The organism is Trinickia sp. EG282A (genome assembly GCF_040965455.1).
In the GTDB taxonomy this organism is placed as follows: Bacteria; Pseudomonadota; Gammaproteobacteria; order Burkholderiales; family Burkholderiaceae; genus Trinickia; species Trinickia symbiotica.
On sequence record NZ_JBFRCC010000001.1, the window covers coordinates 1,179,537 to 1,205,101 of the forward strand.

23 protein-coding genes are annotated in these 25,565 nt (G+C 60.7%); 15 read left to right on the forward strand and 8 right to left on the reverse strand.

Annotation, left to right across the window (positions count from 1 at the left end; genetic code table 11):
• Position 1 precedes the first annotated feature (1 nt).
• From antC to AB4Y31_RS05490, 6 genes are all read left to right on the forward strand, one after another.
• Positions 2-1,042: an anthranilate 1,2-dioxygenase electron transfer component AntC gene (gene antC, locus AB4Y31_RS05465; RefSeq protein WP_368673020.1), complete on the forward strand. Its 1,041-nt coding sequence runs from the start codon at positions 2-4 to the stop codon at positions 1,040-1,042.
• Positions 1,043-1,136: 94 nt separating this feature from the next.
• The gene (locus AB4Y31_RS05470) at positions 1,137-2,135 is read left to right on the forward strand and encodes an AraC family transcriptional regulator (RefSeq protein WP_368673021.1); all 999 of its coding nucleotides are present in this window, start codon (positions 1,137-1,139) and stop codon (positions 2,133-2,135) included.
• Between the two features lie 97 nt (positions 2,136-2,232).
• Positions 2,233-3,453 (forward strand): NnrS family protein, encoded by a 1,221-nt coding sequence (locus tag AB4Y31_RS05475; protein WP_368673456.1) that lies wholly within the window; start codon positions 2,233-2,235, stop codon positions 3,451-3,453.
• 22 nt (positions 3,454-3,475) lie between these two features.
• Positions 3,476-4,015 carry a hemerythrin domain-containing protein gene (locus AB4Y31_RS05480; protein WP_368673022.1) on the forward strand — a complete coding sequence of 180 codons (540 nt, stop codon included), beginning with the start codon at positions 3,476-3,478 and terminating at the stop codon, positions 4,013-4,015.
• A gap of 268 nt (positions 4,016-4,283) precedes the next feature.
• Positions 4,284-5,267 (forward strand): diguanylate cyclase, encoded by a 984-nt coding sequence (locus AB4Y31_RS05485; protein WP_368673023.1) that lies wholly within the window; start codon positions 4,284-4,286, stop codon positions 5,265-5,267.
• A gap of 217 nt (positions 5,268-5,484) precedes the next feature.
• Positions 5,485-5,985 (forward strand): dimethylsulfonioproprionate lyase family protein, encoded by a 501-nt coding sequence (locus tag AB4Y31_RS05490; protein ID WP_368673024.1) that lies wholly within the window; start codon positions 5,485-5,487, stop codon positions 5,983-5,985.
• A 15-nt stretch (positions 5,986-6,000) separates the two neighbouring features.
• On the opposite strand, the gene AB4Y31_RS05495 is transcribed toward AB4Y31_RS05490, so the two are convergent.
• The 4 genes from AB4Y31_RS05495 to AB4Y31_RS05510 form a co-directional block, all read right to left on the reverse strand.
• Positions 6,001-6,579, reverse strand: a complete 579-nt coding sequence (locus AB4Y31_RS05495) for a carboxymuconolactone decarboxylase family protein (RefSeq protein WP_368673025.1) — start codon at positions 6,577-6,579, stop codon at positions 6,001-6,003.
• 14 nt (positions 6,580-6,593) lie between these two features.
• Positions 6,594-7,931 (reverse strand): aspartate aminotransferase family protein, encoded by a 1,338-nt coding sequence (locus AB4Y31_RS05500; RefSeq protein ID WP_368673026.1) that lies wholly within the window; start codon positions 7,929-7,931, stop codon positions 6,594-6,596.
• A 21-nt stretch (positions 7,932-7,952) separates the two neighbouring features.
• The gene (fdxA, locus tag AB4Y31_RS05505; RefSeq protein ID WP_368673027.1) at positions 7,953-8,291 is read right to left on the reverse strand and encodes a ferredoxin FdxA; all 339 of its coding nucleotides are present in this window, start codon (positions 8,289-8,291) and stop codon (positions 7,953-7,955) included.
• Positions 8,292-8,373: 82 nt separating this feature from the next.
• Positions 8,374-9,768 carry a KamA family radical SAM protein gene (locus tag AB4Y31_RS05510; protein ID WP_368673028.1) on the reverse strand — a complete coding sequence of 465 codons (1,395 nt, stop codon included), beginning with the start codon at positions 9,766-9,768 and terminating at the stop codon, positions 8,374-8,376.
• Positions 9,769-9,938: 170 nt separating this feature from the next.
• Here AB4Y31_RS05510 and AB4Y31_RS05515 point away from each other — a divergent pair, with 170 nt between their 5' ends.
• A complete protein-coding gene (locus AB4Y31_RS05515; protein WP_368673029.1) occupies positions 9,939-10,847 on the forward strand; it encodes a LysR family transcriptional regulator in 909 nt (302 codons plus the stop codon).
• Positions 10,848-10,889: 42 nt separating this feature from the next.
• Here the strand turns inward: AB4Y31_RS05515 and AB4Y31_RS05520 are convergent, their stop codons facing one another.
• On the reverse strand, positions 10,890-12,149 hold the full coding sequence (locus tag AB4Y31_RS05520) for an SRPBCC family protein (protein ID WP_368673030.1): 1,260 nt from the start codon (positions 12,147-12,149) through the stop codon (positions 10,890-10,892).
• Between the two features lie 282 nt (positions 12,150-12,431).
• Here AB4Y31_RS05520 and AB4Y31_RS05525 point away from each other — a divergent pair, with 282 nt between their 5' ends.
• Together AB4Y31_RS05525 and AB4Y31_RS05530 are read left to right on the forward strand one after the other, a co-directional pair.
• Positions 12,432-13,352: a LysR substrate-binding domain-containing protein gene (locus tag AB4Y31_RS05525; RefSeq protein WP_368673031.1), complete on the forward strand. Its 921-nt coding sequence runs from the start codon at positions 12,432-12,434 to the stop codon at positions 13,350-13,352.
• A 186-nt stretch (positions 13,353-13,538) separates the two neighbouring features.
• Entirely contained in the window at positions 13,539-14,513 is a 975-nt protein-coding gene (locus AB4Y31_RS05530; RefSeq protein ID WP_368673032.1) for an Ldh family oxidoreductase, read from the forward strand.
• Between the two features lie 168 nt (positions 14,514-14,681).
• Here AB4Y31_RS05530 and fdhA read toward each other — a convergent pair whose 3' ends face one another.
• The 3 genes from fdhA to AB4Y31_RS05545 form a co-directional block, all read right to left on the reverse strand.
• Positions 14,682-15,881 carry a formaldehyde dehydrogenase, glutathione-independent gene (gene fdhA, locus AB4Y31_RS05535; RefSeq protein WP_368673033.1) on the reverse strand — a complete coding sequence of 400 codons (1,200 nt, stop codon included), beginning with the start codon at positions 15,879-15,881 and terminating at the stop codon, positions 14,682-14,684.
• 50 nt (positions 15,882-15,931) lie between these two features.
• Entirely contained in the window at positions 15,932-17,161 is a 1,230-nt protein-coding gene (locus AB4Y31_RS05540; RefSeq protein WP_368673034.1) for a M24 family metallopeptidase, read from the reverse strand.
• A gap of 129 nt (positions 17,162-17,290) precedes the next feature.
• Positions 17,291-18,445, reverse strand: coding sequence for a 2Fe-2S iron-sulfur cluster-binding protein (locus tag AB4Y31_RS05545; RefSeq protein WP_368673035.1), 1,155 nt, complete (start codon positions 18,443-18,445; stop codon positions 17,291-17,293).
• 407 nt (positions 18,446-18,852) lie between these two features.
• Here AB4Y31_RS05545 and AB4Y31_RS05550 point away from each other — a divergent pair, with 407 nt between their 5' ends.
• The 6 genes from AB4Y31_RS05550 (at position 18,853) to AB4Y31_RS05575 (ending at position 25,441) form a co-directional block, all read left to right on the forward strand.
• Positions 18,853-19,578, forward strand: a complete 726-nt coding sequence (locus tag AB4Y31_RS05550; protein ID WP_368673036.1) for a GntR family transcriptional regulator — start codon at positions 18,853-18,855, stop codon at positions 19,576-19,578.
• A gap of 58 nt (positions 19,579-19,636) precedes the next feature.
• Entirely contained in the window at positions 19,637-21,136 is a 1,500-nt protein-coding gene (locus AB4Y31_RS05555; RefSeq protein ID WP_368673037.1) for an aldehyde dehydrogenase, read from the forward strand.
• A 4-nt stretch (positions 21,137-21,140) separates the two neighbouring features.
• On the forward strand, positions 21,141-22,034 hold the full coding sequence (locus AB4Y31_RS05560) for a dihydrodipicolinate synthase family protein (RefSeq protein ID WP_368673038.1): 894 nt from the start codon (positions 21,141-21,143) through the stop codon (positions 22,032-22,034).
• 15 nt (positions 22,035-22,049) lie between these two features.
• The gene (locus AB4Y31_RS05565) at positions 22,050-23,378 is read left to right on the forward strand and encodes an NAD(P)/FAD-dependent oxidoreductase (RefSeq protein ID WP_368673039.1); all 1,329 of its coding nucleotides are present in this window, start codon (positions 22,050-22,052) and stop codon (positions 23,376-23,378) included.
• Positions 23,379-23,442: 64 nt separating this feature from the next.
• Positions 23,443-24,330, forward strand: coding sequence for an ABC transporter permease (locus AB4Y31_RS05570; protein WP_368673040.1), 888 nt, complete (start codon positions 23,443-23,445; stop codon positions 24,328-24,330).
• Positions 24,323-25,441 carry a glycine betaine/L-proline ABC transporter ATP-binding protein gene (locus AB4Y31_RS05575; protein ID WP_368673041.1) on the forward strand — a complete coding sequence of 373 codons (1,119 nt, stop codon included), beginning with the start codon at positions 24,323-24,325 and terminating at the stop codon, positions 25,439-25,441. Before AB4Y31_RS05570 ends, AB4Y31_RS05575 begins: the two co-directional genes overlap by 8 nt.
• Positions 25,442-25,565: the final 124 nt, after the last annotated feature.

The window sequence follows — 25,565 nt, forward strand, 5'->3', positions numbered from 1 at the left end:
AATGAGCCACAAGGTCGCGTTCAATTTCGCCGACAGCAAAACGGTGTTCTTCGATGTCCGTTCGGGCGAACTCCTCCTCGACGCTGCGCTTCGCAACGGCGTGAACATTCCGCTCGACTGCCGCGAAGGCGTGTGCGGGACCTGCCAGGGACGCTGTGAGTCGGGCAGCTATACACAGGACTATGTCGACGAAGAAGCGCTGTCTCCGGACGATCTTGCCGCCCGCAAGATCCTGTCCTGCCAGACGCGCGTGCAATCGGATGCCTCGTTTTACTTCGACTTCGATTCGAGCCTGTGCAGCGCGGGCGGAACGCGGTTGATCGCGGGCCAGGTTACTGGCGTCGAGCAGGTATCCGAAATGACGGCGATCCTGCATCTGGACGCAAGCGCTCACGCGGGGCGCCTCGATTTCCTGCCGGGGCAGTACGCCCGCCTGAATGTGCCAGGCACGGACGCGTGGCGTTCCTATTCGTTCGCCAACCGGCCCGCCGACGACAACCGGTTGCAGTTCCTGGTTCGTCTTCTGCCCGACGGCGCGATGAGCAACTATATGCGCGAGCGCTGCGAGCCGGGTCAGACGATCGAATTCGAGGCGCCGCTCGGCACCTTCTATCTGCGAGAGGTGGGGCGACCGCTCGTGATGGTCGCAGGCGGTACCGGTCTGTCCGCATTTCTCGGCATGCTCGACGATCTTGCTCACAAGGGCGGTTGCGGCCAGCGCGTGCATCTCTACTACGGTGTGACGAACGCGCACGATCTATGCGAGCTCGAGCGTTTGAAGACCTACGGTCAGCACATCGGAAACTTCACGTGTGACATCGTGGTGATGAATCCTTCGGAGGGATGGCACGGAAAGACAGGGCTCATTCCGGAGCATTTCGACCGCGCCATGCTCGAAGCGAGCCCGTTCGACATGTATGTATGCGGACCGCCTGCGATGGTCGAGGCGATCAAGACGTGGCTCGCGCGCGAAGCCGTGGCCGATCACCGCCTCTACTACGAGAAATTCGCAGATAGCAACGGCGCAAAGCAGGCTGCGTGAGCTTGCGGCGCCGCGCGTTCAGGGTCTTTTCGTATTTTTGTCCGCGCGCGGCGTGGTTTACCATCGAGCGACCGTCAACCCTCGGTGACACGCCATGTACGCGCCCGCCTTCAACGATATTCAAGGTATTGACGCTCTGCGTCACGACCTCGAAGGCGCGCGGGACTGGATGGCGTCGATTTGCGGACCGCATGGATTGCAGGTGCGGAGCCCGAAGAAGCTGCAGTTCCATCATTCGGGCACGGTGTTGCGCTCCATGGCGAGTACGTTAGGGTATGTGGAATACGGCACGGACGTCACCGTTTCCGTGCACAACGAGGCGCCGCTCAATTGCTATAGCGTGAGTCTGCCGCTTACCGGGCAGCAGGAACTTGCCGCGCAGGGTCGCTTGTGGCTGTCGGACGAGTACAAAGGGCTCGTGTTGTCGCCGCACGAGAGGCAGGACCTCACGATCATGGGCAACTGCCGGAAGATCATCGTTGCGATTCCCAGCGAGGCTCTGCGTCAGGTGCTTGAAGGTCTTCTGCAACGACCGCTCGGTGCCCCATTGACGTTCGAGCCGCAGATGAATGCCGTCGATGGCGATCAGGCTGCCTGGTGGCGCATGGTCAAGTATCTGCTGGCCGAGATGGGCCACGCCACGCCGTTGCTCAATCATCAGCAGATGGTCGGCAACCTCGAGCAGGCGCTGATCAAAGGGCTCTTGCTCTGTCAGCCGCACAACTATTCGCAGGCGCTCGCGGGGGCCATGGGCCCTTCATGCCCGCACTATCTGTTGCGCGCGAAGCAGTTCATCCACGATCACGCCCGCGAAGATATCTCGCTCGAAGACATCGAGCGTGCGGCCGGCGTGTCGCGCTACAAGCTCTTTGAAGGCTTCCGGCAGCACTTCGGGCATGCGCCCATGGCGTATTTGAAGTGGCATCGGCTCGAAGCAGTGCGGCGCGACATTTTGTCTGGTTCTTCAGAGCGGAACGTTTCTTCCATCGCGATGAACTGGGGTTTTTCGCATCTCGGCCGATTTTCCAATGACTATAAGCAGCGTTTCGGCGAAACACCATCGCAAACACTGAGGCGGGCCGCAAGACGGTAAGTGAACGTCCACTGCGACTGCGCAAGGCAGGGCGGGCTCCGGAAAAGGCATGGTCGGCGACGTTGTGGATCGCACTTAAATGATGTATTCTGAATGCATGTTAAAGGTGCGGCAACTCGATGAAACCCATCTGGCGCAGGGTTCTTCGTTCAAGGCTCCTGTGTCCGGACTGCCCGTGCTGAGACTCGGCTTCCGGCCGTTCTATCTTGGCGGAGCGATCTTCGGCGCGCTCGCGTTGCTGGTCTGGCTAGGCGCCCTGCACGGTATAGCACCGGCAGGCCGAATACCGTCGGCGAGCGGAATCCCTTGGCATGCACACGAAATGGTTTTCGGGTTTGCCGCCGCCATCGTCGCTGGGTTTCTGCTCACGGCAGTGCGGGCGTGGACTTCGGCCGAGACACCGCATGGTATGCCGCTGGCCCTCTTATGGTTGTTGTGGCTGGCGGGACGAATCGTGATGTGGCTAGGTCCCGAGCCCCTGGCTGCGATCGTCGATTCGGCGTTCTTGCCGGTGCTGGCCATTGCTTTGCTCCGCGTACTCCTGCGCGCGCGTAACCGCCACAACATCTTTGTGCCGGTGGTATTGGGCGCGCTCGCACTGACGAACATCCTATTTCACGGGTGCGTGCTGCGCGGGCGAATCGATCTGGCATTGCGGATCAACTACGCAGCCGTCGGACTGCTGATCACGCTGGTGACGATCATCGCTGGTCGCGTCGTCCCGATGTTTACGAGCAACGCCGTGCCGGGCTATACGTTCAAGCGCTGGCAATGGGTCGAAGCGCTAGCGTTGCCGTTGCCGCTTTTGACGTTCGTTCTAGACGCGGCGGGCGCAAGCGCAGCGTCCATTGGCATCGCAGCGGGCGCTACTGCAGGGGTTCACGCCTTCCGGTTGGCGGGGTGGCGCTCCTGGCGGGTCGGCCAGCGGCCGATTCTCGCGATTCTCCATGTTGCCTATGCGTTCATTCCAGTCGGATTTGCGCTGCTCGCGCTGAGCGCAGCCGGCTGGGTACCCCATTCGATCGCAGTCCATGCCCTGACAGTCGGCGCGCTTGGAGGCGCGATTATCGCCATGATTACGCGTACGGCGCTCGGGCATACCGGCCGCATGCTCGTAGCTGGACGGGCCGAGATCGCTTGTTATTGCCTCGTGATCGCCGCCGCCGTCTTGCGCGTTTTCGGCCCGTTACTCGCGATCAGGTGGAGCGCAGGGTGGATCGACGGGGCGGGCTTGTGTTGGTGCGTCGCATTCGCGCTATATGCGTACCAATACTGGCCCTACCTGACGCGCCCGCGAGCCGACGGCAAGGCAGGCTAAACCTAAAAGACGTGAGTAAGGCATGAATCGCATCGATCTTTTGAGCAAACCGGCACCGTCGTTTGACGAGCCGCTCGAGATGCTCAAAGCGTGTCATGAACGAATCGCCGCGCAATGCGCGACGCTCGAGAAACTGGCGGCGTATCTGCCTTCGCATGGTCCGGATACGCAGGCGCAGCAGGCGGCCAGGAACATCATGCGCTACTTCGACGTGGCGGGCCCGCATCATCACGCAGACGAGGAGCAGGACCTTTTTCCGATGCTCAACGAAATCGGCCGGCACCAGCGCTCGCCCGTGACTGAACTGATCGTATCGTTACGCGATGAGCATCGATCGCTCGAGGCGGGATGGGCGCGATTGCGACGGGTGCTCGTCGACATTGCGGCGGGGACAGCAGGGCTCCTTGAGCCCGAGTGGGTCGACAGCTTTGTTGCGGCGTACCGCCGTCATATCGCGATCGAGGAGAGTCACGTCCTGCCGTATGCCGAAGCGTGCCTGGATCGACAGCAAATGGCCAAGCTGAGCGCGGCCATGGTGGCCCGACGCACTGTGGCGAACTAGATCAGCGCGTCCGAAAACGCCCGACCCCTTGAGACAGCGGCTTGGCTCGAAGGCGAGGACGTCCGCCGACTGCTCTGAATTGCCGTTATGCCGGGCCACCGGTCCGGAGCATTGGCGTCCCTCGGCACGCGTTACAATCCCACGCGCAAAATCGCAAAATAAATGCTGTGGGGTTGTAGGCATGGGCAGTTGGCATCCCGCTTGGCGCGGGCCAGAGTTTCTCGGTGCCGTTCAAAGGCACCCCGAGAAGGAGCAGGCACTCCTTCGCGTGTCGCTCGGTACGGTGGTTCTCCTCGCATATCTGGTTGCTGCATGGATTGAGCGCTCTGGCGCCGTTTATGCCACGACCGAGATGGTTGCGCTGTACGTAGCGTACGGTCTTGCAACCTATCTCGCGATAAAAGTCGGGCCCGCGCGTTCGCCTCTTCGCCTGATCGTCACGACGGTTTCGGACCAGGCCGTCGTCATGGCGATCCTCGCGGTCGGCGGGCAAGCCGCGCTCCCGGTCCTCTGGGCTTCCTTCTGGTTTCTTGTTGGTGCCGGCTGCCGCTACGGTAAGCGCATGCTCGCGCTCTCGTGCGCGGTGGCGCTGGCCGGGCTTGCCGGGCTCGCGTTTGCGCAGCCATGGTGGAGCGCAAACGTCGCGGTCTGCGTGAGTTTGGCGCTGAGTATTGCAGCGACCTCCATCTATCTATCGGTGCTGGTGCACCGACTCGAACAACAGGCGGTGACCGATCCGCTAACGGGACTGAGCAACCGCGTCCGGCTGGAGCATGCCCTCAATCACGCGCTGGTCAATCGCGAGACGGAAACAGGGGACACTGCCTTGCTGCTGGTCGACCTCGACGGTTTCAAGGAAGTGAACGACACATACGGTCATGCGGTAGGCGACGCGCTGTTGCAGCGCTTCGCCATTGACTTGTCGCGCGGCGTGCGTCGAGGCGACACGCTCGCCCGCCTGGGCGGGGACGAGTTCGTGGTGCTGGCCCGACAGGTCCATGGCAAGCAAGGCGCATTGAAAATTGCCGACGCCATTCATGCGGTGCTGAGTAATCTGCAAGCGATCGAGGGACATCGGATCGCCGTCTCGGCCAGCATCGGCGTGTGCATGCTGGCGAACGGTGCTCGGGGGGGCGCGCACGATGCGCGAACGCTGATGCGCTTCGCCGACCGTGCGATGTACCGCGCAAAAGCGAATGGTAGAGGACAGACGGCATTCGCCGGTTCGGTGGAAAGAGAGTCCACGGCGTAGCCAGCCACAGAGGGACGCGCACTATCGTTCGAACGGTGAAGCCTGGCGCGAGCGAACCCGGACCCGGCTCTCGCGCATTGCGGACGGAAATACGCGAACATAGAGATTCAGAGCCGAGGAGATCGAAATGCAATCGCGCCCCAAAGAGATACAGGACTTCATCGACGCAGCGCGTATTCTCTTCGCTGCCGAGACGCTTTCGAAAGAAGCTCGTGGGTTGGCGATCGAGATCTTCGCTCGCCTCAAGCAACAGGGGGAATTCCGCTTCGAAAAACATGAGCGCTTCCCCGCTTGCGATTCGCTCGATAGCGCGCTCGAGCCGTATTTGGATGCCAGCGATGCGTTCGGCCAAGTTGCGAGAAGCATAAAGGCGCTGGAGCCGTTCATCGGCTGGTTCCGGCGGATGACCGTCGCGAACGCAAGCCCCAACTTTCTAGAGGGGCACGCGAACGGCATGATCAGTGGCCCGGGAGGCATCGAGGATCGGCGGGACCTACAACTGGGCTTTACGGTGATGAAGCCCGATGTCCGCTATCCCGATCATAGTCACCCACCCGAGGAAGCCTATGTGTTGATGTCCGCGGGTGAATTCCGCAAGGACCGAGGGCCGTGGCTGTCGCCGGGGATTGGCGGCGGCATCCATAACTCCCCCGGCGCGGTTCACGCAATGCGCTCCGACGACAACGCGTTCCTGGCCTTGTGGTGTCTCAAGATGTGATCGTTATCCGTACGATCACTCCGCGAACGGCAGTGCCGTTTGACCATGGGCGCGCATTTGAAACGTGTTCAACGTCATCGCCACTAGCGCGTAGTAGCCGAGTAGACCAACCAGGTTGATCGTCACCTGATGACCGAAGCGGTCGACTGCCCTTTGAAACGTCGGATCCGACACACGTTGCGTGTCGTAGAGTTCCGTGGCGAAAGCGTAGATTAGCGCGTCGTCGTCATCATCGAATTCGGGCTGCCGCCCGCTGCGGATCGCCTCCGCCGTGGCGGCGGGCACACCGGCGTCCAGCGCGATCGGATGGTGGATGTGCCACTCTGCCTGCGAACGCCAGCGTGCGGCGGTGACGAGTATCGCCAGTTCCGAGAGGCGCAGGGGCAGTCCCGTACGATAGCGACAGAATGCGCCGAGGCGCTGCGCATGCTGCGCGAGGTCCGGGCTGTGAATCCATCCCAGGAACGGGCCGTTAAGATTGCCTCGAGGTCCTGACAGAATCTCCGTCAGGACGGCTTTTTGTTCGGGCGTGGCATGCGCTTCGTCGAAGGCCGGCAAGCGGCTCGCGGGCGGGGCGGATGAGGAGTGGGTCATGGTCGAGTCTTAATCTAGCGCACGCCTGCGCTGCGCAGTGCATCATCGATCGCATCGGTCAGGCGGCTGACGATGCGGTCGATATCGTCGGCCGTGCAAATGAAAGGCGGCGCTAGCAGAACGTGATCGCCTGACACGCCGTCGACGGTTCCTCCCATCGGATAAACCATCAGCCCGCGCTTCATCGCCTCACGCTTGATCGCCACGTTGACCGCCAGCTCGCGAGAAAACGGCACCTTGGTCGCACGATCCTCGACGAGTTCGACGCCCACGAAGAGCCCACGGCCTCGTATATCGCCGATATGTTCATGCCTCGAGTAATGCTCGCGTAGCGACGCGCGTAATTGCTCTCCGCGTGCCTTGACGTTATCGAGCAAGCGGTCTTCTTCGATCACGCGCTGCACCTCCAGTGCCGCGGCACAGGCAGTCGCGTGGCCGATATAGGTATGGCCGTGCTGGAAGAACCCCGACCCGCTGAGGATGGCGTCGTAGATCTTATCGCTGACGAGCGTCGCACCAATCGGCTGATAGCCTGCACCGAGACCCTTGGCGATCGTCAGGAGATCGGGCGCTACGCCGTCCTCGGCACACGCATACAGATGCCCCGTGCGGCCCATGCCGGACATGATTTCGTCAAGAATCAGAAGAACACCGTACTTGTCACAGACCGCACGGATCTTGCGCAAGTAGTCGCCCACCGGCGGCACGGCACCGGCCGTTGCGCCGACCACCGTCTCTGCGACGAACGCCGCCACGGTCTCTGGTCCCAACGCCAGAATCTTGCTCTCCAGTTCATCCGCGAGGCGCTGCGTGAATGCATCGTCGGATTCATCGGCCCGCTGCTCACGATAGGCGTAGCAGGGACTGACGTGATGCGCCTCGATCAGAATCGGCAGGAACGGCTCGCGCCGCCACGCGTTTCCGCCGATCGCCAGCGCTCCGAGCGTGTTGCCGTGATAACTCTGACGGCGCGCGATGAAATGGCGTCGCCGCGGCTCACCCGTCTCGACGAAATATTGGCGAGCGAGCTTGAGCGCGGCTTCGACCGCCTCCGAGCCGCCGGACACAAAGTACACATGCCCCAGGCCCTCTGGCGCTCTTTCTACGAGCCAATCGGCCAGTGCTTCGGCCAGCTCCGTCGTGAAGAACGAGGTATGTGCATAAGGCAGCTGCTGGGCTTGTCGTTTGATGGCGTCGATGACGCGCTGGTTGCTGTGCCCGAGGCACGAGACCGCCGCGCCGCCCGATGCATCAATATAGCGTTTGCCTTCGGAGTCAATGATTTCGATGCCGTCGCCGGCGACGGCAACCGGCAACGTGCGCTTCGGCGCACGATGAAAAACGGTGGTCATGCGGTTTCCTTTCACAGCGGACTAGTCGGCAACGGGCTCGGCGACGAGGTGCCGCAGCTTGTCGCGCACCCCTTTCCAGTCATCGGCGTTGGGCAGCGGTGCCTGTCTGCTCATAATGACAGGCCATTGTTTCGACAAAGAAGCATTCAACTCGACGAACGACCGCTGGTCATCCGCGATATCCTCCGCAGATACAATGGCGTCGGCCGGACACTCCGGGACACAGACGGCGCAATCGATGCACTCGTCGGGATCGATCACGAGAAAGTTGGGGCCTGCCCGAAAGCAATCGGTTGGACATACTTCGACGCAATCCGTGTAGCGGCAACGGATGCAACCTTCGGTCACGACATAAGCCATTGAGCCTCCTGGTAAAACGAAAATACCATCGAGGAGTGGGCCGCCGCAAGCAACAGCCCAAACTCGCCTAAAAGGGCTTCTGTCATCCGTTGGACGCGATGGCGAATGCCGGCTCGGACGACGCGCTGGAAAGATGGCGGCCGGAATGCCGAGCAATGGCGATGCTCGCGACGCTTTCCTCTTCGAAGAAAAACTTCTTCGCACCGAACGCGGGCTCGAGATCATGCAGCCAGGTCGCCGTCGGATCGAATTTGGCGTAGAACGGCCTGCGCACCCAGTCGGGGTTGCGTGCTTGCAAGAACTGAAGGGCGAACACCTTCTCGCCACCGATATCGACGATGCCATCGATGACGACCTTGCCGGGGAATGCGCTCATCGAAGGACCGCGGACCGTGCGCGCGAGTCCCGATACGGTCTGATAGGCCGCCTGAAAAATCTCATAGGCCTTCGCGAGCGGCAACTGGAAGTAATGGCTGGGGCCCGTGTCGCGTTCGACGAACATATAGTAGGGGATGGCGCCGAGCCGCACGCCCGTCGTCCACAGTTCCGCCCATCCCTTCGGGTCCTCGTTGATATGGCGGATCAGTGGCGCCTGCATCCGCAGGGTTGCGCCGGACGAAACGATACGTTTGACCGCGCGCTGCGCGATGGCCGGGCGCAATTCAGCCGGGTGATTGTAGTGGCCCATGATCGCGAGGTTCTTGCCCGCCGCGACGACTTTTTCGAACAAGCGTATGAGATCGTCGGAATCCTTGTCCGTCACGAAGCGTTGCGGCCAGTACGATACCGATTTGGTCCCGATGCGGATGTTTTGAATATGGGAGAGTTCGGGCGCCAACAGGGGTTCGATATATCCTGAAAGAGACCGCGTGTTCATGATCAGCGGATCGCCGCCGGTAATCAGGACATCGGTCACTTCACGATGCTGCTTCAAATAGGCAACGAGTTCATTGGATTCGCGCGCATCGAACTTGAGATCGTCCATGCCGACGAATTGCGGCCAACGGAAGCAGAACGTGCAATAGGCGTGACAGGTCTGTCCGGCGCTGGGGAAGAACAGCACCGTCTCTTTGTATTTGTGCTGCAGCCCGCTTAGCGGTTGACCATCGAGGAAAGGGACGTTGTGCGTCATCTGGCCGGCGGGATGCGGGTTCATCCGCATGCGGATCGCACGCACGGCTTCCTCGATCGCAGCCTCTTCCTTCTTCTCGAGTACCAGGTCTCTGAGATGTGAATACTCGGCCGGGGAAAGCATGTCCTGATGGGGAAACGTGAGGCGATAGATAGGATCGTCCGGGATGTTGGTCCAATCGATCAACTCCTCCATCACGTACTGATTCGTGCGAAACGGCAACACGCGTGACACGACCTGTACCGCTTCGCGCAGCTCCGTCGAAAGCAATTGCCATTGCGGAGCCTGGCTGATCGTCTGGCGGGTATAGGGCTTGAACTTGGCGGGAAGTGCGTCGTTGGACATGATGCTCCTTCAATTCGAAAGTCGATGTTGGTCTGAAAATGAGGAGTGCGAACGAAATCGATACGAGATGGCTCGAACGATCTACCGCGATATGGAAGACATTGTTGCGATATGGTTTGACGCGAGCAAACGATATAAACTCGCGACGTTGTGCGTTTGAGGAATGATCCGTGAGACGAAAGATTCCGAGTATCGAAGCCTTGGTCGCATTCGAGGCAGCGGCCCGCCACCTGAGCTTTACCCGCAGCGCCGATGAGCTCGCCCTGACGCAAAGCGCCGTCGGACGGCAGGTTGCGATACTCGAGGAATATCTGGGCGTCGCGCTTTTCAACCGGGTCAAGAAGCGCCTTAGTCTCACCGAGGTCGGCCAACTCTATGCGAAGCGCGTGCGAGAGAACCTCGAGAGAATGGAGCGCGATACGCTGGCGGCGATGGCCCACCCGAATGCGGGCGGTATCCTCGAACTCGCGGTCATTCCCACGTTCGCTACGCGATGGTTGATTCCGCGACTTCCGCAGTTCTACGGCGCGCACCAAAACATCGTCGTCAATCTGGCGACGCGGGCCGAGCCGTTCCTTTTCACCGACACGCAGTTCGATGCGGCGATTCACTTCGGCGATCCCATTTGGCCGGGGGCAATCGCCAAATTTCTGTTCGGTGAGGAGATGATTGCGGTATGCAGTCCGCGGTTGATGAGCGGGCGGACGAACCTCGCGCCTTCCGAGGTCCCGAATTTCACGTTGCTGCATCAGTCGGCGCGCCCCGATGCATGGCGGCAATGGCTCGTGCAGGCAGGCGTCGACGACGCCGACAGCATGAAAGGTCAGCGGTATGAGCTTTTTTCGATGCTCGTGGAGGCTGCCCGCGCGGGATTGGGTGTCGCGCTCGTGCCTCGATTCCTCGTTTCGCACGAGCTCAACATTGGCGAGCTGATTTGTCCTTGCGACCTGCCTTTACCTAGCGACAAGGGCTACTACCTCGTCTATCCGGAGCATCAGCAGAATTCCCCATGGCTGCAGGCTTTCGAGACATGGCTGCTATCGGCGGCAAACTCGTATATTGAGCGCGGCGGGGAATGAAAGGGGCGGGTGTTAGTCATATCCGGCCCCTTCGCAACCCGGTTAAACGCCACTCGCCTTAAGGCGCGCGTCATACCAGCGAGCGAACTGCTCGAGTGCGTCCTCCGTGTACTTCGAGTACGGGCCCGGAACGTAGCCCGGGTCCTGCGTCCCGCTATGCGTGTTGCCGACCAGTTCCGCGTCCTGCGTAGTCGTGGCGATCCACACTTCGGTCAGCTTCTTCAGGTCGTAGTCGACGCCTTCCACGGCATCTTCGTTCACGAGCCAAATGGTACGCACGCGCGTTTTGTCCGGTGCCAGCGGAATGGCATAGGCGATGACGGCGTGGTCGCTCATCACGTGCGTCCACGAGTGATGTCCCCACATGTGCACGTCGCCGAGATCGCGGCGTTGCAAGTTGCCGAGCAGCTTGGTGCTGGCGACCTTGGTGTCCATCGTCTGAGATTCGCCGGCCCCGGCGATCACGAGCCGCTGCGAACGGAAATTCGTTTCGACGCTTTCGTCGAGCGATTCGACCAACTCGCAGATATAGCCGTCTTTCTCCCATTCTTCCTTGCGGGCCGCGTTGTTCGCGAGGTACTGCTCGTAGTCGGCCAGCGACTCCTCGCTTTGGCCATCGGGGCAGAAGCCGAAGTCGTGCGCGAGGAACGACTGCGTCAGCTCCGGATGCGTGCCGCCGCAGTGGTAGCACTCACGGTTGTTCTCCATGACGAGCTTCCAGTTGCCGTTCTCGACGATGTCCATCTCATAGGCAATCTTCGTACGCTGCATCTCATGCGGCGCGAAGCGCGGCGTCATGGCCGCCTCGAGCTTTGCAATATCTTCTGGCGCCTCGTCGGCAAGGCAAACGAACACGTGCGCGCCGACGACCTTGACGTGAACCGGAATCAGGCTCTTGCAATCCTTATCGAATTCCTTGCCCATATGCGTGGCGTGACGCAGGCTGCCGTCCAGGTCGTAGGTCCATTGGTGATAGGGACAAACCAGCATGCCGACGCTGACCTTGCCGGCGTTCTTGACGAGTCGCGAGCCGCGATGCCGGCAGACGTTGCGAAAGGCGCGGACATTTTCGTCGTCATCGCGCACGATCAGCACCGAAGCTTTGCCGATATCGATCGCGTAGACATCGCCGGGTTCGGGCACGTCGGCCGTCACGGCGACGAGGATCCATCGTTTGTGGAAAAAGACGTCCATGTCCGTTTCAAACACGTCCTGCCGCCCGAACAGGTCGCCGGGCATCCCGTGTCCGGGCTCCCGGCTGTCGAGCAGTTCACGATGGGTCTTGATAGGAATGACGGTCATGGCGGGCCTCCAATAGGTAGATATTTTCCCAGTGCGTTGCATTGAGTTATGCGGGCAGTATTGGAGCGGCGAAAAGTAGCGTCAACGCCCTTTATTTTTCGCATCGCATTACTTTATGTTATGCAGCACTGGACGGGTTTTCGGTAGGCTTTCCCCTGCCTCCACGTGCGGGAGAGGGCCCCGGGGCATTCGGTACCGGATGCGCCGACTTAATTGAGGCGCCCTTGGAAAACAAGCGATCTTCCGGCGGACGAGGCATGAAATGGGGCAAACAGAGGCAAGATGACAAGGGCAACTAAGGGATATCGACGCATCGTACCGTCCTTGACCGCACTGGTTGAATTCGAGGCGGTGGCGCGCTTGGGCAGCTTTACGCGTGCAGCGACTGAATTGGGCGTGACCCAGGCAGCGGTCAGCAGGCAGGTACGGTTTCTGGAGGAAGCGTTGGGCGTACGCTTATTCCATCGCTTGCACCGCTCCATCGCGTTGACCGCCGAGGGCGAAGCACTCTTTGTGGTCGTGTCCGAATCGATGCAGAAGATCGCGGGCGTATTCGATCGTCTATTGATCGGTGCGGAGCAGCAAGAACTCGTGCTCGCTGCGACGGCGCCGTTTGCGCAACTGCGATTGCTGCCGAGGCTGCCGAACCTAAAGCGCCTCGATCCACCCTTGCTGTTGCGGTTGAGCACGCAGATGTTCACCGCGGACATTCGTCATGTCGAGGTCGATGTCGCGGTGCGGTACGGAGACGGCAACTGGGGCGACGGCACATCCACGTTGTTGTTCGACGAAGAAGTGTTTCCCGTTTGCTCTCCGCGTTTTTTTGAGGAGAACGAAATATCGGACTCGCTCGAGGCGCTAGCCGCTCTGCCGCTCATCGAATCGGATTCGACGTACGAGGGCTGGATGGGGTGGGAGGCGTGGTTTCGATCAGCAGGGCATCGTCCGGCCAAGTTGAACTATGTGCTGCGCAGCAGCTTGTACACGGATGCCGTGCAAGCGGCGAGATATGGGCAAGGCGTCGCGCTGGGCTGGAGCCGTCTGGTGCACGACCTCTTGGAAAAAGGCGAACTTGTGCGCTTGACGAGCGCATCGTGCAAACCGCGCGACGCCTACTACGTCATCGTCCCTCACGGCCGGACGATGACGCCGGCCGTCGCGCGATTGATCGACTGGCTGCGGGAGGACGGCGCTATTAGCTAGGCGGCTAAGCGCCGAATGCATCCGACGGTGTGCTAACGATAACCCCATGTAATGCGATCGCGAAAATTCGGAGACTTGACGCGGATCTTCGACGTTTCGATACTGAAATTCGATATTTATTCAACACCCGCCGGCGCGGGGGAGCTTACCTTGAGGGGGCCAAGTACGCGTCGGTATCCAAGGACAATGATGCGACTGGAAACTCAAGAAGCCTTATCCATTGCACGGCAGGCCATACTCGGTGCCGGCGCGAACGAAGCCATCGCCACTTCGCTGGCGAACGCTACGGTTGCCGCCGAATGGGCCGGAAGCCGAGCGGTTGGCTTTGCCCATCTCCCGGATTACTTGGACGGATTCGCCAAAGGGCGAATCTCGAAGTCGGCCGAGCCGACGATCACGTCGCCCGCTCCCGCGTTGACGCAGGTAGACGCACACGGCGGTATCGCACAGTTGGGTTTCGATCGCGCATTCGATCAGATCGTCGAACGCGCCAAGGCGTTCGGCGTCACCGTCTTTGCACAGGTTAACAATTTTACTGCGGGTGAACTGGGCTACTACCCGCGGCGCTTGGCGGAGCAGGGCTTGGTAGCCCTCGCGGTGACGAACGCGACTGCGCAGATGACGACGCTCGAAAGCCGCAAGCCGGTCTATGCGACCAACCCGATGGCATTTGCGGCACCGCGTGCCGGCGGCAAGCCATTCGTGATCGATCAAGCAACCAGTGCGACGGCTTTCGTCAACGTGAGGCAAGCGGCCGAGCGTGGTGATTCCATACCGGAAGGCTGGGCGGTCGATGCGAATGGCGAGCCGACCACCGATGCACGCAAAGCGGTCGAAGGACTCCTGCTCGCCTTCGGCGGTGCCCGTGGCGCCAACCTCGCGCTCATGATCGAAATCCTGGCGGCCGGTATGACGGGCGGAAATTGGTCGATGGATGCGCCGTCGTTTGCGACGGGCAGCGATTGCCCGGCAGTCGGCCTTTTTATCGTTGCCATCAAGCCGGATCTGCTCGTGCCGAACTTTGTCGAAAGGCTATCGGCGCAAATTGAAAGGCTTGCGGGGCAGGGCGTGAGGATTCCCGGCAGTCATCTGAATGTCACGGAACTCAATGTTCCCGATGATTTGATCGAGAGAGTTCGCGCGTTCAATCGGGTGGCGTGATTGGGGTGGCGTGAAGCCGGCGGTGGGTGCCGCGGGTGCGCGGGGCCCTCAAGGGCCCCGTTCGATGATGATGCGCCGCGCATCGCTTCCCCGGCCAGCGACGATGAACAAGCGCTGCACTTGCGGCCGAAACCCGGGTCGCGTCGTTGGACGCGGACCCGTTGCCGATCAGGCCGCCTTAAGGCTACCGTGCGGATCGATCACGAATTTCTTCGGCACGCCCGAATCGAATTCGGCGTAGCCGCTCGGCGCTTGATCGAGCTCGATGACGTTCACGTTGACGACTTCGGCGATGTTCAGACGGTCGAACAAAATCGCCTGCATCAGATTGCGGTTGTACTTCATGACCGGCGTCTGACCTGTGAAGAACGAATGCGACTTCGCCCAGCCTAGGCCGAAGCGTACCGAAAGGCTGCCTTGCTTCGCCGCTGAATCCACGGCGCCCGGATCGTCTGTCACGTACAAACCGGGGACGCCGATCTTGCCGGCGGCCCGCGTGATTTCCATCAGTGAGTTGAGCACGGTGGCGGGCGCCTCGTGTTGCGAACCCGAGTGGCCATGGCCACGAGCCTCGAAGCCGACGCAATCGATGGCGCAGTCCACTTCCGGTTCACCGAGCAGAGCGGCGATTTGGTCCGCTAGCGAAGCATCTTGCGAAAGATCGACGGTTTCAAAGCCGACGCGTCGAGCGTGTTCGAGGCGCTTCGGATTGACGTCGCCGATGATCGTCACGGCTGCACCGAGCAATCCAGCGGATGCCGCCGCGGCCAAGCCGACGGGGCCGGCGCCCGCAATATAGACCGTCGAGCCGGGGCCTACGCCGGCAGTCACCGCACCGTGATAGCCGGTGGGCAGAATATCCGACAAACACGTGAGATCCCGAATCTTGGCCATCGCGCGGTCGCGGTCCGGGAACTTGAGCAGATTGAAATCCGCATACGGAATCATGACGTATTCGGCTTGGCCGCCGATCCAGCCGCCCATATCGACGTAGCCGTAAGCGCCGCCTGCACGCGCTGGGTTGACGGTGAGACAGACGCCGGTGTTTTGCCCCTTACACATCGGGCAACGGCCGCAAGCAACGTTGAACGGGACCGAAACCAAGTCGCCTTTTTTCAGCGTGACGACGTCGGAACCCACGTCGATGATTTCGCCGGTGATTTCATGACCGAGAACGAGCCCAGCCGGCGCCGTGGTACGGCCGCGAACCATATGCTGGTCAGAGCCGCAAATGTTCGTGGCGACCACTCGAAGAATGACGCCGTGATTGGCCTTGCGGCCGGCAGGATCGACGAGTTCCGGGAAGGCGATGCTGCGCACCTCGACTTTCCCAGGACCCACGTACACGACTCCACGATTACCTGACATGATGTCTCCCAGTGCTATGAAGATTTGAAAGCGTGCTTGAACGGCAACACTTACAGCCAGTCGGTCTCGAAGCTGCAATCAGTGAGCGAGACGCAACCGTGCTCGGTGAGTACGACTTGCTGTTCGAGCTTGACGCCCTGCGTGCCCCCGTCCGCACCGATGTAGCTTTCGACGCACACCGTCATGCCGACTTCGAATCGGCCGTCGTAACCCGCGCTTTGCCAATCGACGCTATGTGCGATCGAGGGGTATTCGTCGACCATACCGATGCCGTGCGCCAGGCAGCAATACCGGTTCTTGACGTATTGATCGGGAATTTTCCAAGCTTTTTCCGAAAACTCGCGGAACGTCATGCCCGGCTGTAGAAGGTTCATGTTGAAATGAACCTGCGTGTAGGCAAGCTCGTATAGCTTGCGCTGCTCGTCCGAGGGGCGCCCGTCCCCGACGAGCCATGTGCGCGAAATATCCGAGCAGTAGCCGTTCGGTCCGACCATGTCCGTGTCGAAGGCGAGCAAGTCGCCCTTTTGCAGGACACGCGAAGAACACTCGTGCATCCACGGATTCGTGCGGTCGCCGGAGGCGAGCAGCCGGGTTTCGATCCACTCGCCGCCGTGCCGGATGTTCTCGTAATGAAGGTTGGCCCAGAGGTCGTTCTCGGTGATGCCGGGGCGCAACTCGCGCCGCATGCGCTCGATGCCCTTTTCGGCGGTACGCAGGGATTCGCCCATCAAGACGAGTTCGCCGGCCGACTTGATCAGGCGGGCCGTCTCCATGAGTGCCTGGCCGTCGAGCAGGGTGATACCGTTCTTTTCCAGGTAGGCGGTGCCGAACGGATCGAGACGGTCGACTGCCAGCAGGCGCTCGCCCGGGGCATGCTTGCGGAAGACGTCTACGATATCGGCGCCCCAGGTCTGCGCGCGTTGCTCGGCTTCATGGCCTGCGTTGAAGAAAGTCCAACTGACGGGGTGGCGCAGTTCGACATCGTGGCCTAGCCCATCCCACACATGATCGCTGCTATGAAACTCCCAGGCGATAATGCGGCCGTCCGCGAAAACCATGATGTATCGAGCGGGATTGCGGCCACACCAAACCGACATGTTGGACGAATCGGTCGCATAGCGAATGTTTACCGGGTCGTACAGCAGGATCGCCGGGCATTGATGTTTGAGCAGTTGCTCCTGCACGCGAGCGAGCCGATACGATCGTACCTCGCGCAAGATCGCCTCCTTGCCGCCCGCTTGAACTGTACTGTGTGCATCGGAAAGCTGGTCGCCCGCCATCCTGCGTCTCCTTGAATGATTTTGATCCTGCGTTTTCGGGGGATAAGCGGATCCGACGGGTGGTGTGAACCCGCTTCAAAACATGCCGTGACTACATCGCTTGCGTTTTCGTCGACGAACTGGGGGTGACTACAGTTCGAGCACCAAGTCCGACGTCGGGCGGCTGCAGCAGAGCAAGCGGAATCCTTTCTGGACTTCTCGATCGCGAATGCCGCCGTTGTGTTTCATGTCGACCTCGCCTTCGAGCACCTTCGTCTTGCACGTGCCGCAGATGCCTTGGCTGCAAGACGAGGGGATGGCGACGCCGGCTTTTTTCGCGGCGGCGAGCACGGTTTCCGACGCGCTCATCGTGAACGTCTTCGACGAGCGCGAGAGTTTCACGGTGAACGTCCCTTGCGATGCATCGCCCTGTGGCGCGGCGGTTTCCGCGGTCTGTGCCGTCTCCATCGTTGCCGCACCCGCCGAGAAATCGAAGCTTTCCTGGTGATAGCGCGCCGGGTTGTGACCGCCTTCGCGCAGCAATGTCTGCGCGGCTTTCATGTAGCCGGCGGGGCCGCAAGTGAACACCTCGCGCTCGGCGTAGTCCGGTACCCATTCGGAAAGCTGCTGCAGACTGAGGCGGCCGATGGGCCCCGACCAATCGCTTTCGTTTCCGATCGCTTCGCAAAGGAAGAATGTGCGCAGGCGAGGCGACAGCGCCACGAGCCTTTCGAGTTCTTTGCGGAAGACGATATCCGCCGGCGTCCTTGCGCTGTGTACGAATACGATGTCTCGATCGAGACCAAGATCGATGCTCGCACGCGTCATCGACATCAGCGGCGTGACGCCGGAACCGGCGGACAGGTAAAGCGATTTCTTGGCGGCGGGCGCTGCTGTCGGCGTGAAGCTGCCGGACGGGCCGTACGCGCGCAGCTGGCTGCCGGGCTTCATGTTGTCGTGAAGCCAGTTGGACACGATGCCGCCCGGCACTCGCTTTACGGTGATCGACAACAGATACGGCCGCGTCGGCGGAGACGAAATCGTGTAGCAGCGCTGGACCGTCTGACCTTGTACGTTTGCCGACACGGTCATGAACTGGCCCGGTTCGAAGCGAACCGGCGTGCCGTCGCCCACGCGGAATTCGAAGCTTTTGACGTCGTGGGTCTCGTCGACCACACGAGCACACGTCAGGACCTGTTCCTCGCTGCTCGCCCACACTTTCGTGCCGCTCTCCCAGGTGCTCGCATTCGAGAGCCGATCTTCCGCTTGCTGCTCAGGGACGAACATTCTTTCTACCGAGTTCATAGCCTCAACTTTCCATCGGGACACCTTGCGCGCTCATTCGGCTGCCTACCAGCGCGTGAACTGCTCAGCGTGCGTTGTCATCAATCGCGAAGCTGGGCGCGCTTCGGTACGTGCCACCGGGCTCTTCTTCTGATGTTGCGGTTGGAGGTTCAGAGTGCCTTCGCTGTAATCCGAGTATTGGTGGGCGGCGAGGGCAGCGTCAATGCGCTTTATTTTCCGGCCGCTATTACATTTGGTTATGCGTCGAAGGCCGCGCTGCGCGGCAGCCAGCAGCGCGCGACGCGCCGCTGACATCGGGCGGACGGGCTGCGTAACCTTCGGATTTCTCCGGAGTTTCCCGTAAACGACACATTGTCTTCTTGACTAATACAATCTGTAGACACACGATAAATGCAAAGGAGCCTGGTATGAAGCAGAACGTCGTTGAGACTGACCGTGAGGACGGGCACGCATCGTCCCAAGACCGCAAAGGTGCTTTGGGACAAGCCTTGCGGCACCGCATCCTCAGCATGGAAATCGCGCCTGGAGCGACCTTGGATGAAGTGGCGTTGAGCGAAGAGTTCGGGCTGTCGCGCCCCCCCGTGCGTGAACTGATGCGGCAGATGGCGGCCGAGGGGTATCTCGAACTCGAGGCGAACCGCGCGCCGCGCGTGGCTTCCATGAACTACGACTCGCTGCGAAACTACTTCTTGGCCGCGCCCTTGATTTACATGGCGACGACGAAGCTTGCGGCAACGCACGCCACGCAGGCGGAAATCGACAACCTGAAACGGATCCAGGAGTTGTTTTGCGCGGCAGTGGAAGCGGGCCATGTTGATGACCGGGTGATGCGGAACGATGAGTTTCATTTGGCAATCGGCAAGGCGGCGCACAACCCGTATCTATTGCCGAGTTTGTGCCGTTTGCTGATCGACCACGCACGGCTCGGCAAGACGTTCTACCAGCCGCGCGACGAGCGCATGACCGCTGAACTCGCGGAAGCCATCCAGCAGCATGAGGCCATCATCGATGCCATCGAGCGCCGCGATGCCGAAGCGGCGGGGGAAATCGTGCGTGCGCACGTCTTCCTCGCGCGGCGGAACATGGCGGCGTACGTCACGCCCGAAGGCATCGACGTGCCGTTTGATTTCTAGCTTCGCGAACCGAGCGGTTCGTTCGGTTGCTCTAAGAATCCTGCTACGAGAGACTGATATGACTGATTTGCTGTCCAAGAGCGAGTATCGAAAGATCGCGCGCGAGTTGAAGCTGCCGAGCAAAGCCATCATCGACGGCAAGGCTTGCGATGCGGCTCTGGGCGAGACGTTCGCGACGACAAATCCGGCAACGGGCGAGCATCTCGCCGACCTGCCGGCTTGCTCGAAGGAAGACGTCGACGCGGCTGTCGACAGTGCGCGCGCCGCATTCGAGGACGGGCGCTGGTCGAAACTGCATCCCACTGCGCGCAAGCAGGCGATTCTTCGATTGGCCGACCTCATGGAGCAGAACGCGCTCGAGTTGTCCGTCATGGAAAGTCTCGACGCCGGCAAGACGATCTTCGACTGCCAGACCGTCGATGTTCCCGAAACGATCCACGTCCTGCGCTGGCATGCCGAGGCTATCGACAAGATCTACGATCAAGTCTCGCCCGCGTCGGACAACCACATTTCGATGATCGTGCGCGAGCCGGTTGGCGTCGTGGGCCTCGTATTGCCGTGGAATTTCCCGCTGCTGATGTTGGCATGGAAGATCGGGCCGTCTCTCGCGGCAGGTTGCTCGCTGGTGGCCAAACCCGCCGCGGAAACGTCGCTCACCGCGTTGCGCGTTGCCGAGCTCGCGCTCGAAGCAGGCATTCCCGCCGGCGTCTTTAATGTCGTGACCGGTAGCGGCCGTGCTGTCGGCGAACCCATCGGACGTCATCCCGACATCGATATGGTGTCTTTCACGGGCTCCACCGTGACGGGGCGACGCTTCCTGGGCTATTCGGCCGAGAGCAACCTCAAAGAGATCGTGCTCGAAATGGGTGGCAAGAATCCGTGCGTCGTGATGCCGGATGCCACGGATCTCGATTCAGTGGCTGCTCACATCGTCAATGGCGCGCTCTGGAACATGGGCGAGAACTGTTCGGCGATTTCCCGGCTCATCGTTCATCGCGAGATCAAGGCGACGCTGCTCGACAAGATCATGAAGATCGCGGACGAATGGAAAGTTGGCGACCCGCTCGACCCGGCAAACCGAGTTGGTCCACTGGTTTCGCAGCAGCACTACGAGAAGGTTGCGTCGTACCTTACAGACAACGTCAAAATCCTCTACGGTGGTCAGACGAGCGAAAGTCGTTACGTCCATCCGACCATCATCGAAGTCGAGAGCAACGACGCGAAGCATGCGCGTGAAGAAATCTTCGGCCCGGTTTTGACGGTCATTACCGTCGACAGCCTGCAGGAGGCGATCGACATCGCGAATGACACCGAATACGGCCTGGCTGCTTCGGTCTTCGTCGGCAACGGTAAGCGTGCAATGCGTGCGGCGCGCGCGATACGAGCGGGCACCGTGACCGTGAATTCATTCGGCGAAGGCGACATTACCACCCCGTTCGGCGGCTACAAGCAATCGGGCTTCGGTGGGCGCGACAACTCGCTCCACGCGCACGACCAGTACACGCAACTGAAGACGATCTGGCTCGACCTGAACGATAACGAAGAGAACGACGAGTAAAGACATGAAAGACTTCCAATTCACCGGCATCAATCTAGCAATTAGTACTCCTAATGATCAGAACGGCAAGCTGGACTATGACCGGCTGGAGCAGTTGATCGAGCGCTATATAGCCGTCGGCATCCGCGGTTTCGTGCTCAGTTCAGGTACGGGCATGCACGTCTATCTCTCGCAGGAAGAGTCGAAAGCGCTCGTCGCATTCGGCGCCAAGGTCATCAACGGGCGCGCCAGGGTCATTGCTCAGACATCGGCACTACTCGTCGAAGACGTCGTGGAGCGGACGCGTCATGCGGCCGATTGCGGCGCGGACGGCGTGATGGTATTGCCGCCGTTCTTCGAAGGACCGACGGACGACGATGGCGTGGTCGAGTTCTACTCCGCGGTCGCACGCGGCGGCTTGCCCATCATCGGCTACAACGTGCCGCAAGCGGTGGGCGTCGAGATCACGCCGTCGCTCTTCCATCGGCTCTATGAGATTCCCGAATTCGTCACCGTCAAGGACAGCAGCGGCGATTTGGCCGCACAGGCCGCTCTTGTTAGAACCGGCCTGCCGATGATGAACGGCGCGGACCCGCTCGTCCCCTACGCACTGTATGCGGGTGCGCGTGGCCTCATCTGGGGAGGGGCGAACTTTGCACCGAAGACATGCCTCGACGTGGTCAAAGCGGCGCAAGAACGTCGATGGGACGACGCGCGAGAGATCTGGCGTCTGCTTGAGCCCGCGATGTCATTGATTTGGCAAGGCGACTATGTGCAGTCCGTCTATGCGGCGGCTGAGATGACGGGCTATGGCGCGGGCAATCCGCGTCGTCCGTTGTCGCGTCTCTCGGCCGCGAAGATCGATGCTTTGAGGACTGCCCTCGGAGATCTGGTCGAGCGCGAACGGTCGGCAGTCTAAGGAATCGAGCGAAACATGAAGTTCGTAGCAAGCAAACTGCCACAGCAACTCGGGCAATCTGGCTGGGTCTCGATGCTGCCTCCGCGAACGCCGCATGGAGCGCTGAACGGCACTGTCAACGTGGACGTCGTGGTCATCGGCGGCGGCTTCGCCGGGCTATCGGCGGCTAGGCGTCTGTCGCAACTCGATCCGAAGCTGAAGGTCGCCGTCCTGGAGGCCGGAGAAATCGCCGAGGGGGCGACCGGGCGCAACTCGGGTTTCATCATCGACTTGCCGCATGAAGTCTCCTCCGAGGACTACGGCGGCGGGGAGGCCGACGCGCGGCGACACGATATCAAGGTTCATCGGATGGCGATCGCGCTCGCTCGAGACCTGGCGATCGAAAAGGGCTGGGGCAAGGACATCTTCGATCCGTGCGGAAAGTACAACGTTGCGTTGGGGCCGCAGGGTGATAAGCACGTCGTGTCGTATGCGAAGGAACTCGACAAGGTGAAGGAGGAATATCGCCTTCTCGATGCCAAGCAGATCGCCGCGGTCACGGGCACGACCTCTTTCACGTCGGCGATCTTCACGCCGGGCACGGTCATCATCCAACCGGCGGCCTACATCAGGGGATTGGCGGACTCGTTCTGCGGCCCGGTGCGGTTGTTCGAGAACACGCCGGCGCTGTCGTTCGAACGGCTGGGTTCGTCCTGGTGCGTCAAAACACCGAACGGTACTGTGAACGCGGGAAAGATCATCCTGGCGAACAACGGGCAGGCGCAGAACTTCGGCATTTTTCGCGGCGTTCTCCTTCACGTCTACACGTACGCGTCGATGACCGAGGCGTTCGATCCATCGCTGATGGGCGGCGAGCGATCGTGGGCGGCCACGCCTGCGTTCCCGATGGGCACGACGGTGCGTCGCGTACGCGGCGAGGCGGGCGATCGGGTTTTGATTCGCTCTCGTTATACCTACAACCCGACGATGCGGGTCAGCGAGGGGGCGATCGAGCGGGCGGGTCGCGTTCACGACCGCAAGTTCGAAGCGCGCTTCCCGATGCTCAAAGGGGTGCGCATGCAATACCGATGGGCAGGCGCCATGGCGCTGACGTGGAATGGCGTACCGGCATTCGGCGAGATCGAGCCCGGCATTTTCGCTGCAATTGCCTGCAATGGGGTGGGTGCGACGAAGGCCACGGCGTCCGGGATCGCCGCGGCCGAGGCGGCCTTGTGTATCGATTCGTGGCTAGTGAACGTCTTCAAAGGCTTCGCCGCGCCAAAGCGGCTCCCGCCGCAACCGTTTTTGACGATCGGCGCCACGGCAAATCTAAGCATGAAGGAGTGGTCGGCCGGTTTGGAGTAGCGAGTCGCATTTTCACGCGAGTCGGCACGGCTTTGCCACGTGCATCGGAAGGATGGAGGAGCAAATGGACTGGTTAACAAATTTCCCGCACATGCAGGACGATGCGCTTTTACACATGAAGCGTTCGATCGATGATGGCTTTCGTGCATTCACCTCGGCATACGGCGATCCGATCGACGCGGCGTTCCAACCGCTGCAGCAATTCCTGATCGCGGCGGAGCGTTTTATGACGCACACGCCGTGGCCGGTCATCATGTTGTTGATTCTCGCTGTCTCGTGGGTGGCCAGCAGGAATTGGAAGATCGTCGCCGGGTGTCTCGTGACGCTTGCGTTGATCGGGTACCTGGACATGTGGGAGGACACGATGAGAACCGTGTCCATGATTTTCGTCTGCACGGTCTTGTCGATCGTCTTCGGCTTGCCAATAGGCATTCTGATGGCGAAGTCCGACCGCGTGCGAAAGGTGATCGATCCAATACTCGATGTGATGCAGACGATGCCGAGCTTCGTTTATCTGATTCCTGTGGTGATGCTGCTCGGCATCGGTCGCGTGCCTGGACTCATCGCCGTCGTCATTTACGCCATTCCGCCGATGATCCGGCTGACCAACCTCGGCATTCGCCTAGTCGACAGAGACATTCTCGAAGCGGCCGATGCTTTCGGCTCCTCGGGCTGGCAGCGGCTCTTGAAGGTGCAGTTGCCGCTTGCGCTCCCGACCATCATGGCGGGGGTCAATCAAACGATCATGATGGCGCTGGCGATGGTGGTCGTGGCGGCGATGATCGGCGTTCAGGGGCTCGGCCAGCCCGTGCTGAAAGCGATTGCCAATCAGTACTTCACGCTCGGCATTTTCAATGGCTTGGCCATCGTGGGCATTGCGGTGATCTTCGATCGCATCAGCCAAGCCTATGGCAAGCGGCTCCAAAAGCATCAAGAGGTGGTCCATGGCTGAGATCAGATCCAGCGGTATCAAGATCCAACATCTTTACAAGATCTTTGGGCCGCAAGCAGAATCCCATGTCGACGCCGTCAAGAATGGGCTATCCAAGGCTGATCTGCTTCAGAAAACCGGACACGTGCTCGGCCTGCGCGATATCAACCTGGATATTCCAGCCGGCTCGATTCAAGTGATCATGGGTCTATCGGGCTCGGGCAAATCGACGCTGATCCGGCACATCAATCGACTGATCGACCCGACTGCCGGAGAAGTGCTGATCGGTGGGGTGGATGTATGCAAGATGGGGTTTCGGGGGTTGCGCGAATTCCGTCGACGCCAAACGGCAATGGTTTTCCAGAAGTTCGCACTGCTGCCCCATCGGAACGTGCTCGACAACGTCGTCTACGGCCTCGAAGTGTGCGGCGTGAAGCGCAGCGCTTCGGTTGAGACGGCCATGCGATGGATCGATCGCGTCGGTCTCAAGGGCTTCGAGCAGCGGTTTCCCAATCAGTTGTCCGGTGGGATGCAGCAGCGGGTGGGTCTCGCGCGCGCACTTGCCATGGATGCCCCCGTTCTCCTCATGGACGAGGCGTACTCCGCGCTTGACCCGCTTATCCGGATGGATATGCAGACCGTGCTGTTGGATCTTCAAAAGGAAATCAAGAAGACGATCGTCTTCATCACGCACGATCTCGACGAGGCCCTGCGCCTCGGCGATCAAATCGCGATCTTGCGTGACGGAAACATCGTCCAGCAGGGCACGAAGCAGGACATCGTCCTGCGTCCCGCCGACGAATATGTGACCAACTTCGTCAAGCAAGTGAACCGTGGGCGTGTCGTGTGCGTCGAGGCCGTGATGACGCCCTGGCGCGCAGGTTCCACTGGAGTGGGGCAGTGCATTGCGGCAGGCACCACGGTGGAGGACGCGATCTCGATGCTGGCGCGAGACCCCATAGTCGAGGACCTGACCGTCGTTGGAACGGGAAGCCTGCCGCTCGGCACCGTGAATCTGCGTCAATTGGCATGCGCGCTCACTACAACACCTGAAGCGCTGTGCGACTCCGCTCACGTGCGGGACCATGGGCGCGCTTTGATCGATGCGCCTGCAGCCGTTTCCCGTGGATAAGCATTATCAACGTCTGGATAAGCCATGTTCAATTACGTCGAACGAAGCTGCCGATCCCCGTTCGCAAGCAGGTGGCAGACCTGACAAAGCGTTTTCCCCTGTACGGATAAGCAAGCGCGACCGT

Coding starts and splice junctions, on each gene's coding strand:
- antC (WP_368673020.1), top strand. CDS start 2: ATGAGCCACAAGGTCGCGTTCAATTTCGCCGACAGCAAAACGGTGTTC.
- AB4Y31_RS05470 (WP_368673021.1), top strand. CDS start 1,137: ATGTACGCGCCCGCCTTCAACGATATTCAAGGTATTGACGCTCTGCGT.
- AB4Y31_RS05475 (WP_368673456.1), top strand. CDS start 2,233: ATGTTAAAGGTGCGGCAACTCGATGAAACCCATCTGGCGCAGGGTTCT.
- AB4Y31_RS05480 (WP_368673022.1), top strand. CDS start 3,476: ATGAATCGCATCGATCTTTTGAGCAAACCGGCACCGTCGTTTGACGAG.
- AB4Y31_RS05495 (WP_368673025.1), bottom strand. CDS start 6,579: ATGACCCACTCCTCATCCGCCCCGCCCGCGAGCCGCTTGCCGGCCTTC.
- AB4Y31_RS05500 (WP_368673026.1), bottom strand. CDS start 7,931: ATGACCACCGTTTTTCATCGTGCGCCGAAGCGCACGTTGCCGGTTGCC.
- fdxA (WP_368673027.1), bottom strand. CDS start 8,291: ATGGCTTATGTCGTGACCGAAGGTTGCATCCGTTGCCGCTACACGGAT.
- AB4Y31_RS05510 (WP_368673028.1), bottom strand. CDS start 9,768: ATGTCCAACGACGCACTTCCCGCCAAGTTCAAGCCCTATACCCGCCAG.
- AB4Y31_RS05520 (WP_368673030.1), bottom strand. CDS start 12,149: ATGACCGTCATTCCTATCAAGACCCATCGTGAACTGCTCGACAGCCGG.
- AB4Y31_RS05525 (WP_368673031.1), top strand. CDS start 12,432: ATGACAAGGGCAACTAAGGGATATCGACGCATCGTACCGTCCTTGACC.
- AB4Y31_RS05530 (WP_368673032.1), top strand. CDS start 13,539: ATGATGCGACTGGAAACTCAAGAAGCCTTATCCATTGCACGGCAGGCC.
- fdhA (WP_368673033.1), bottom strand. CDS start 15,881: ATGTCAGGTAATCGTGGAGTCGTGTACGTGGGTCCTGGGAAAGTCGAG.
- AB4Y31_RS05540 (WP_368673034.1), bottom strand. CDS start 17,161: ATGGCGGGCGACCAGCTTTCCGATGCACACAGTACAGTTCAAGCGGGC.
- AB4Y31_RS05545 (WP_368673035.1), bottom strand. CDS start 18,445: ATGAACTCGGTAGAAAGAATGTTCGTCCCTGAGCAGCAAGCGGAAGAT.
- AB4Y31_RS05550 (WP_368673036.1), top strand. CDS start 18,853: ATGAAGCAGAACGTCGTTGAGACTGACCGTGAGGACGGGCACGCATCG.
- AB4Y31_RS05555 (WP_368673037.1), top strand. CDS start 19,637: ATGACTGATTTGCTGTCCAAGAGCGAGTATCGAAAGATCGCGCGCGAG.
- AB4Y31_RS05560 (WP_368673038.1), top strand. CDS start 21,141: ATGAAAGACTTCCAATTCACCGGCATCAATCTAGCAATTAGTACTCCT.
- AB4Y31_RS05565 (WP_368673039.1), top strand. CDS start 22,050: ATGAAGTTCGTAGCAAGCAAACTGCCACAGCAACTCGGGCAATCTGGC.
- AB4Y31_RS05570 (WP_368673040.1), top strand. CDS start 23,443: ATGGACTGGTTAACAAATTTCCCGCACATGCAGGACGATGCGCTTTTA.
- AB4Y31_RS05575 (WP_368673041.1), top strand. CDS start 24,323: ATGGCTGAGATCAGATCCAGCGGTATCAAGATCCAACATCTTTACAAG.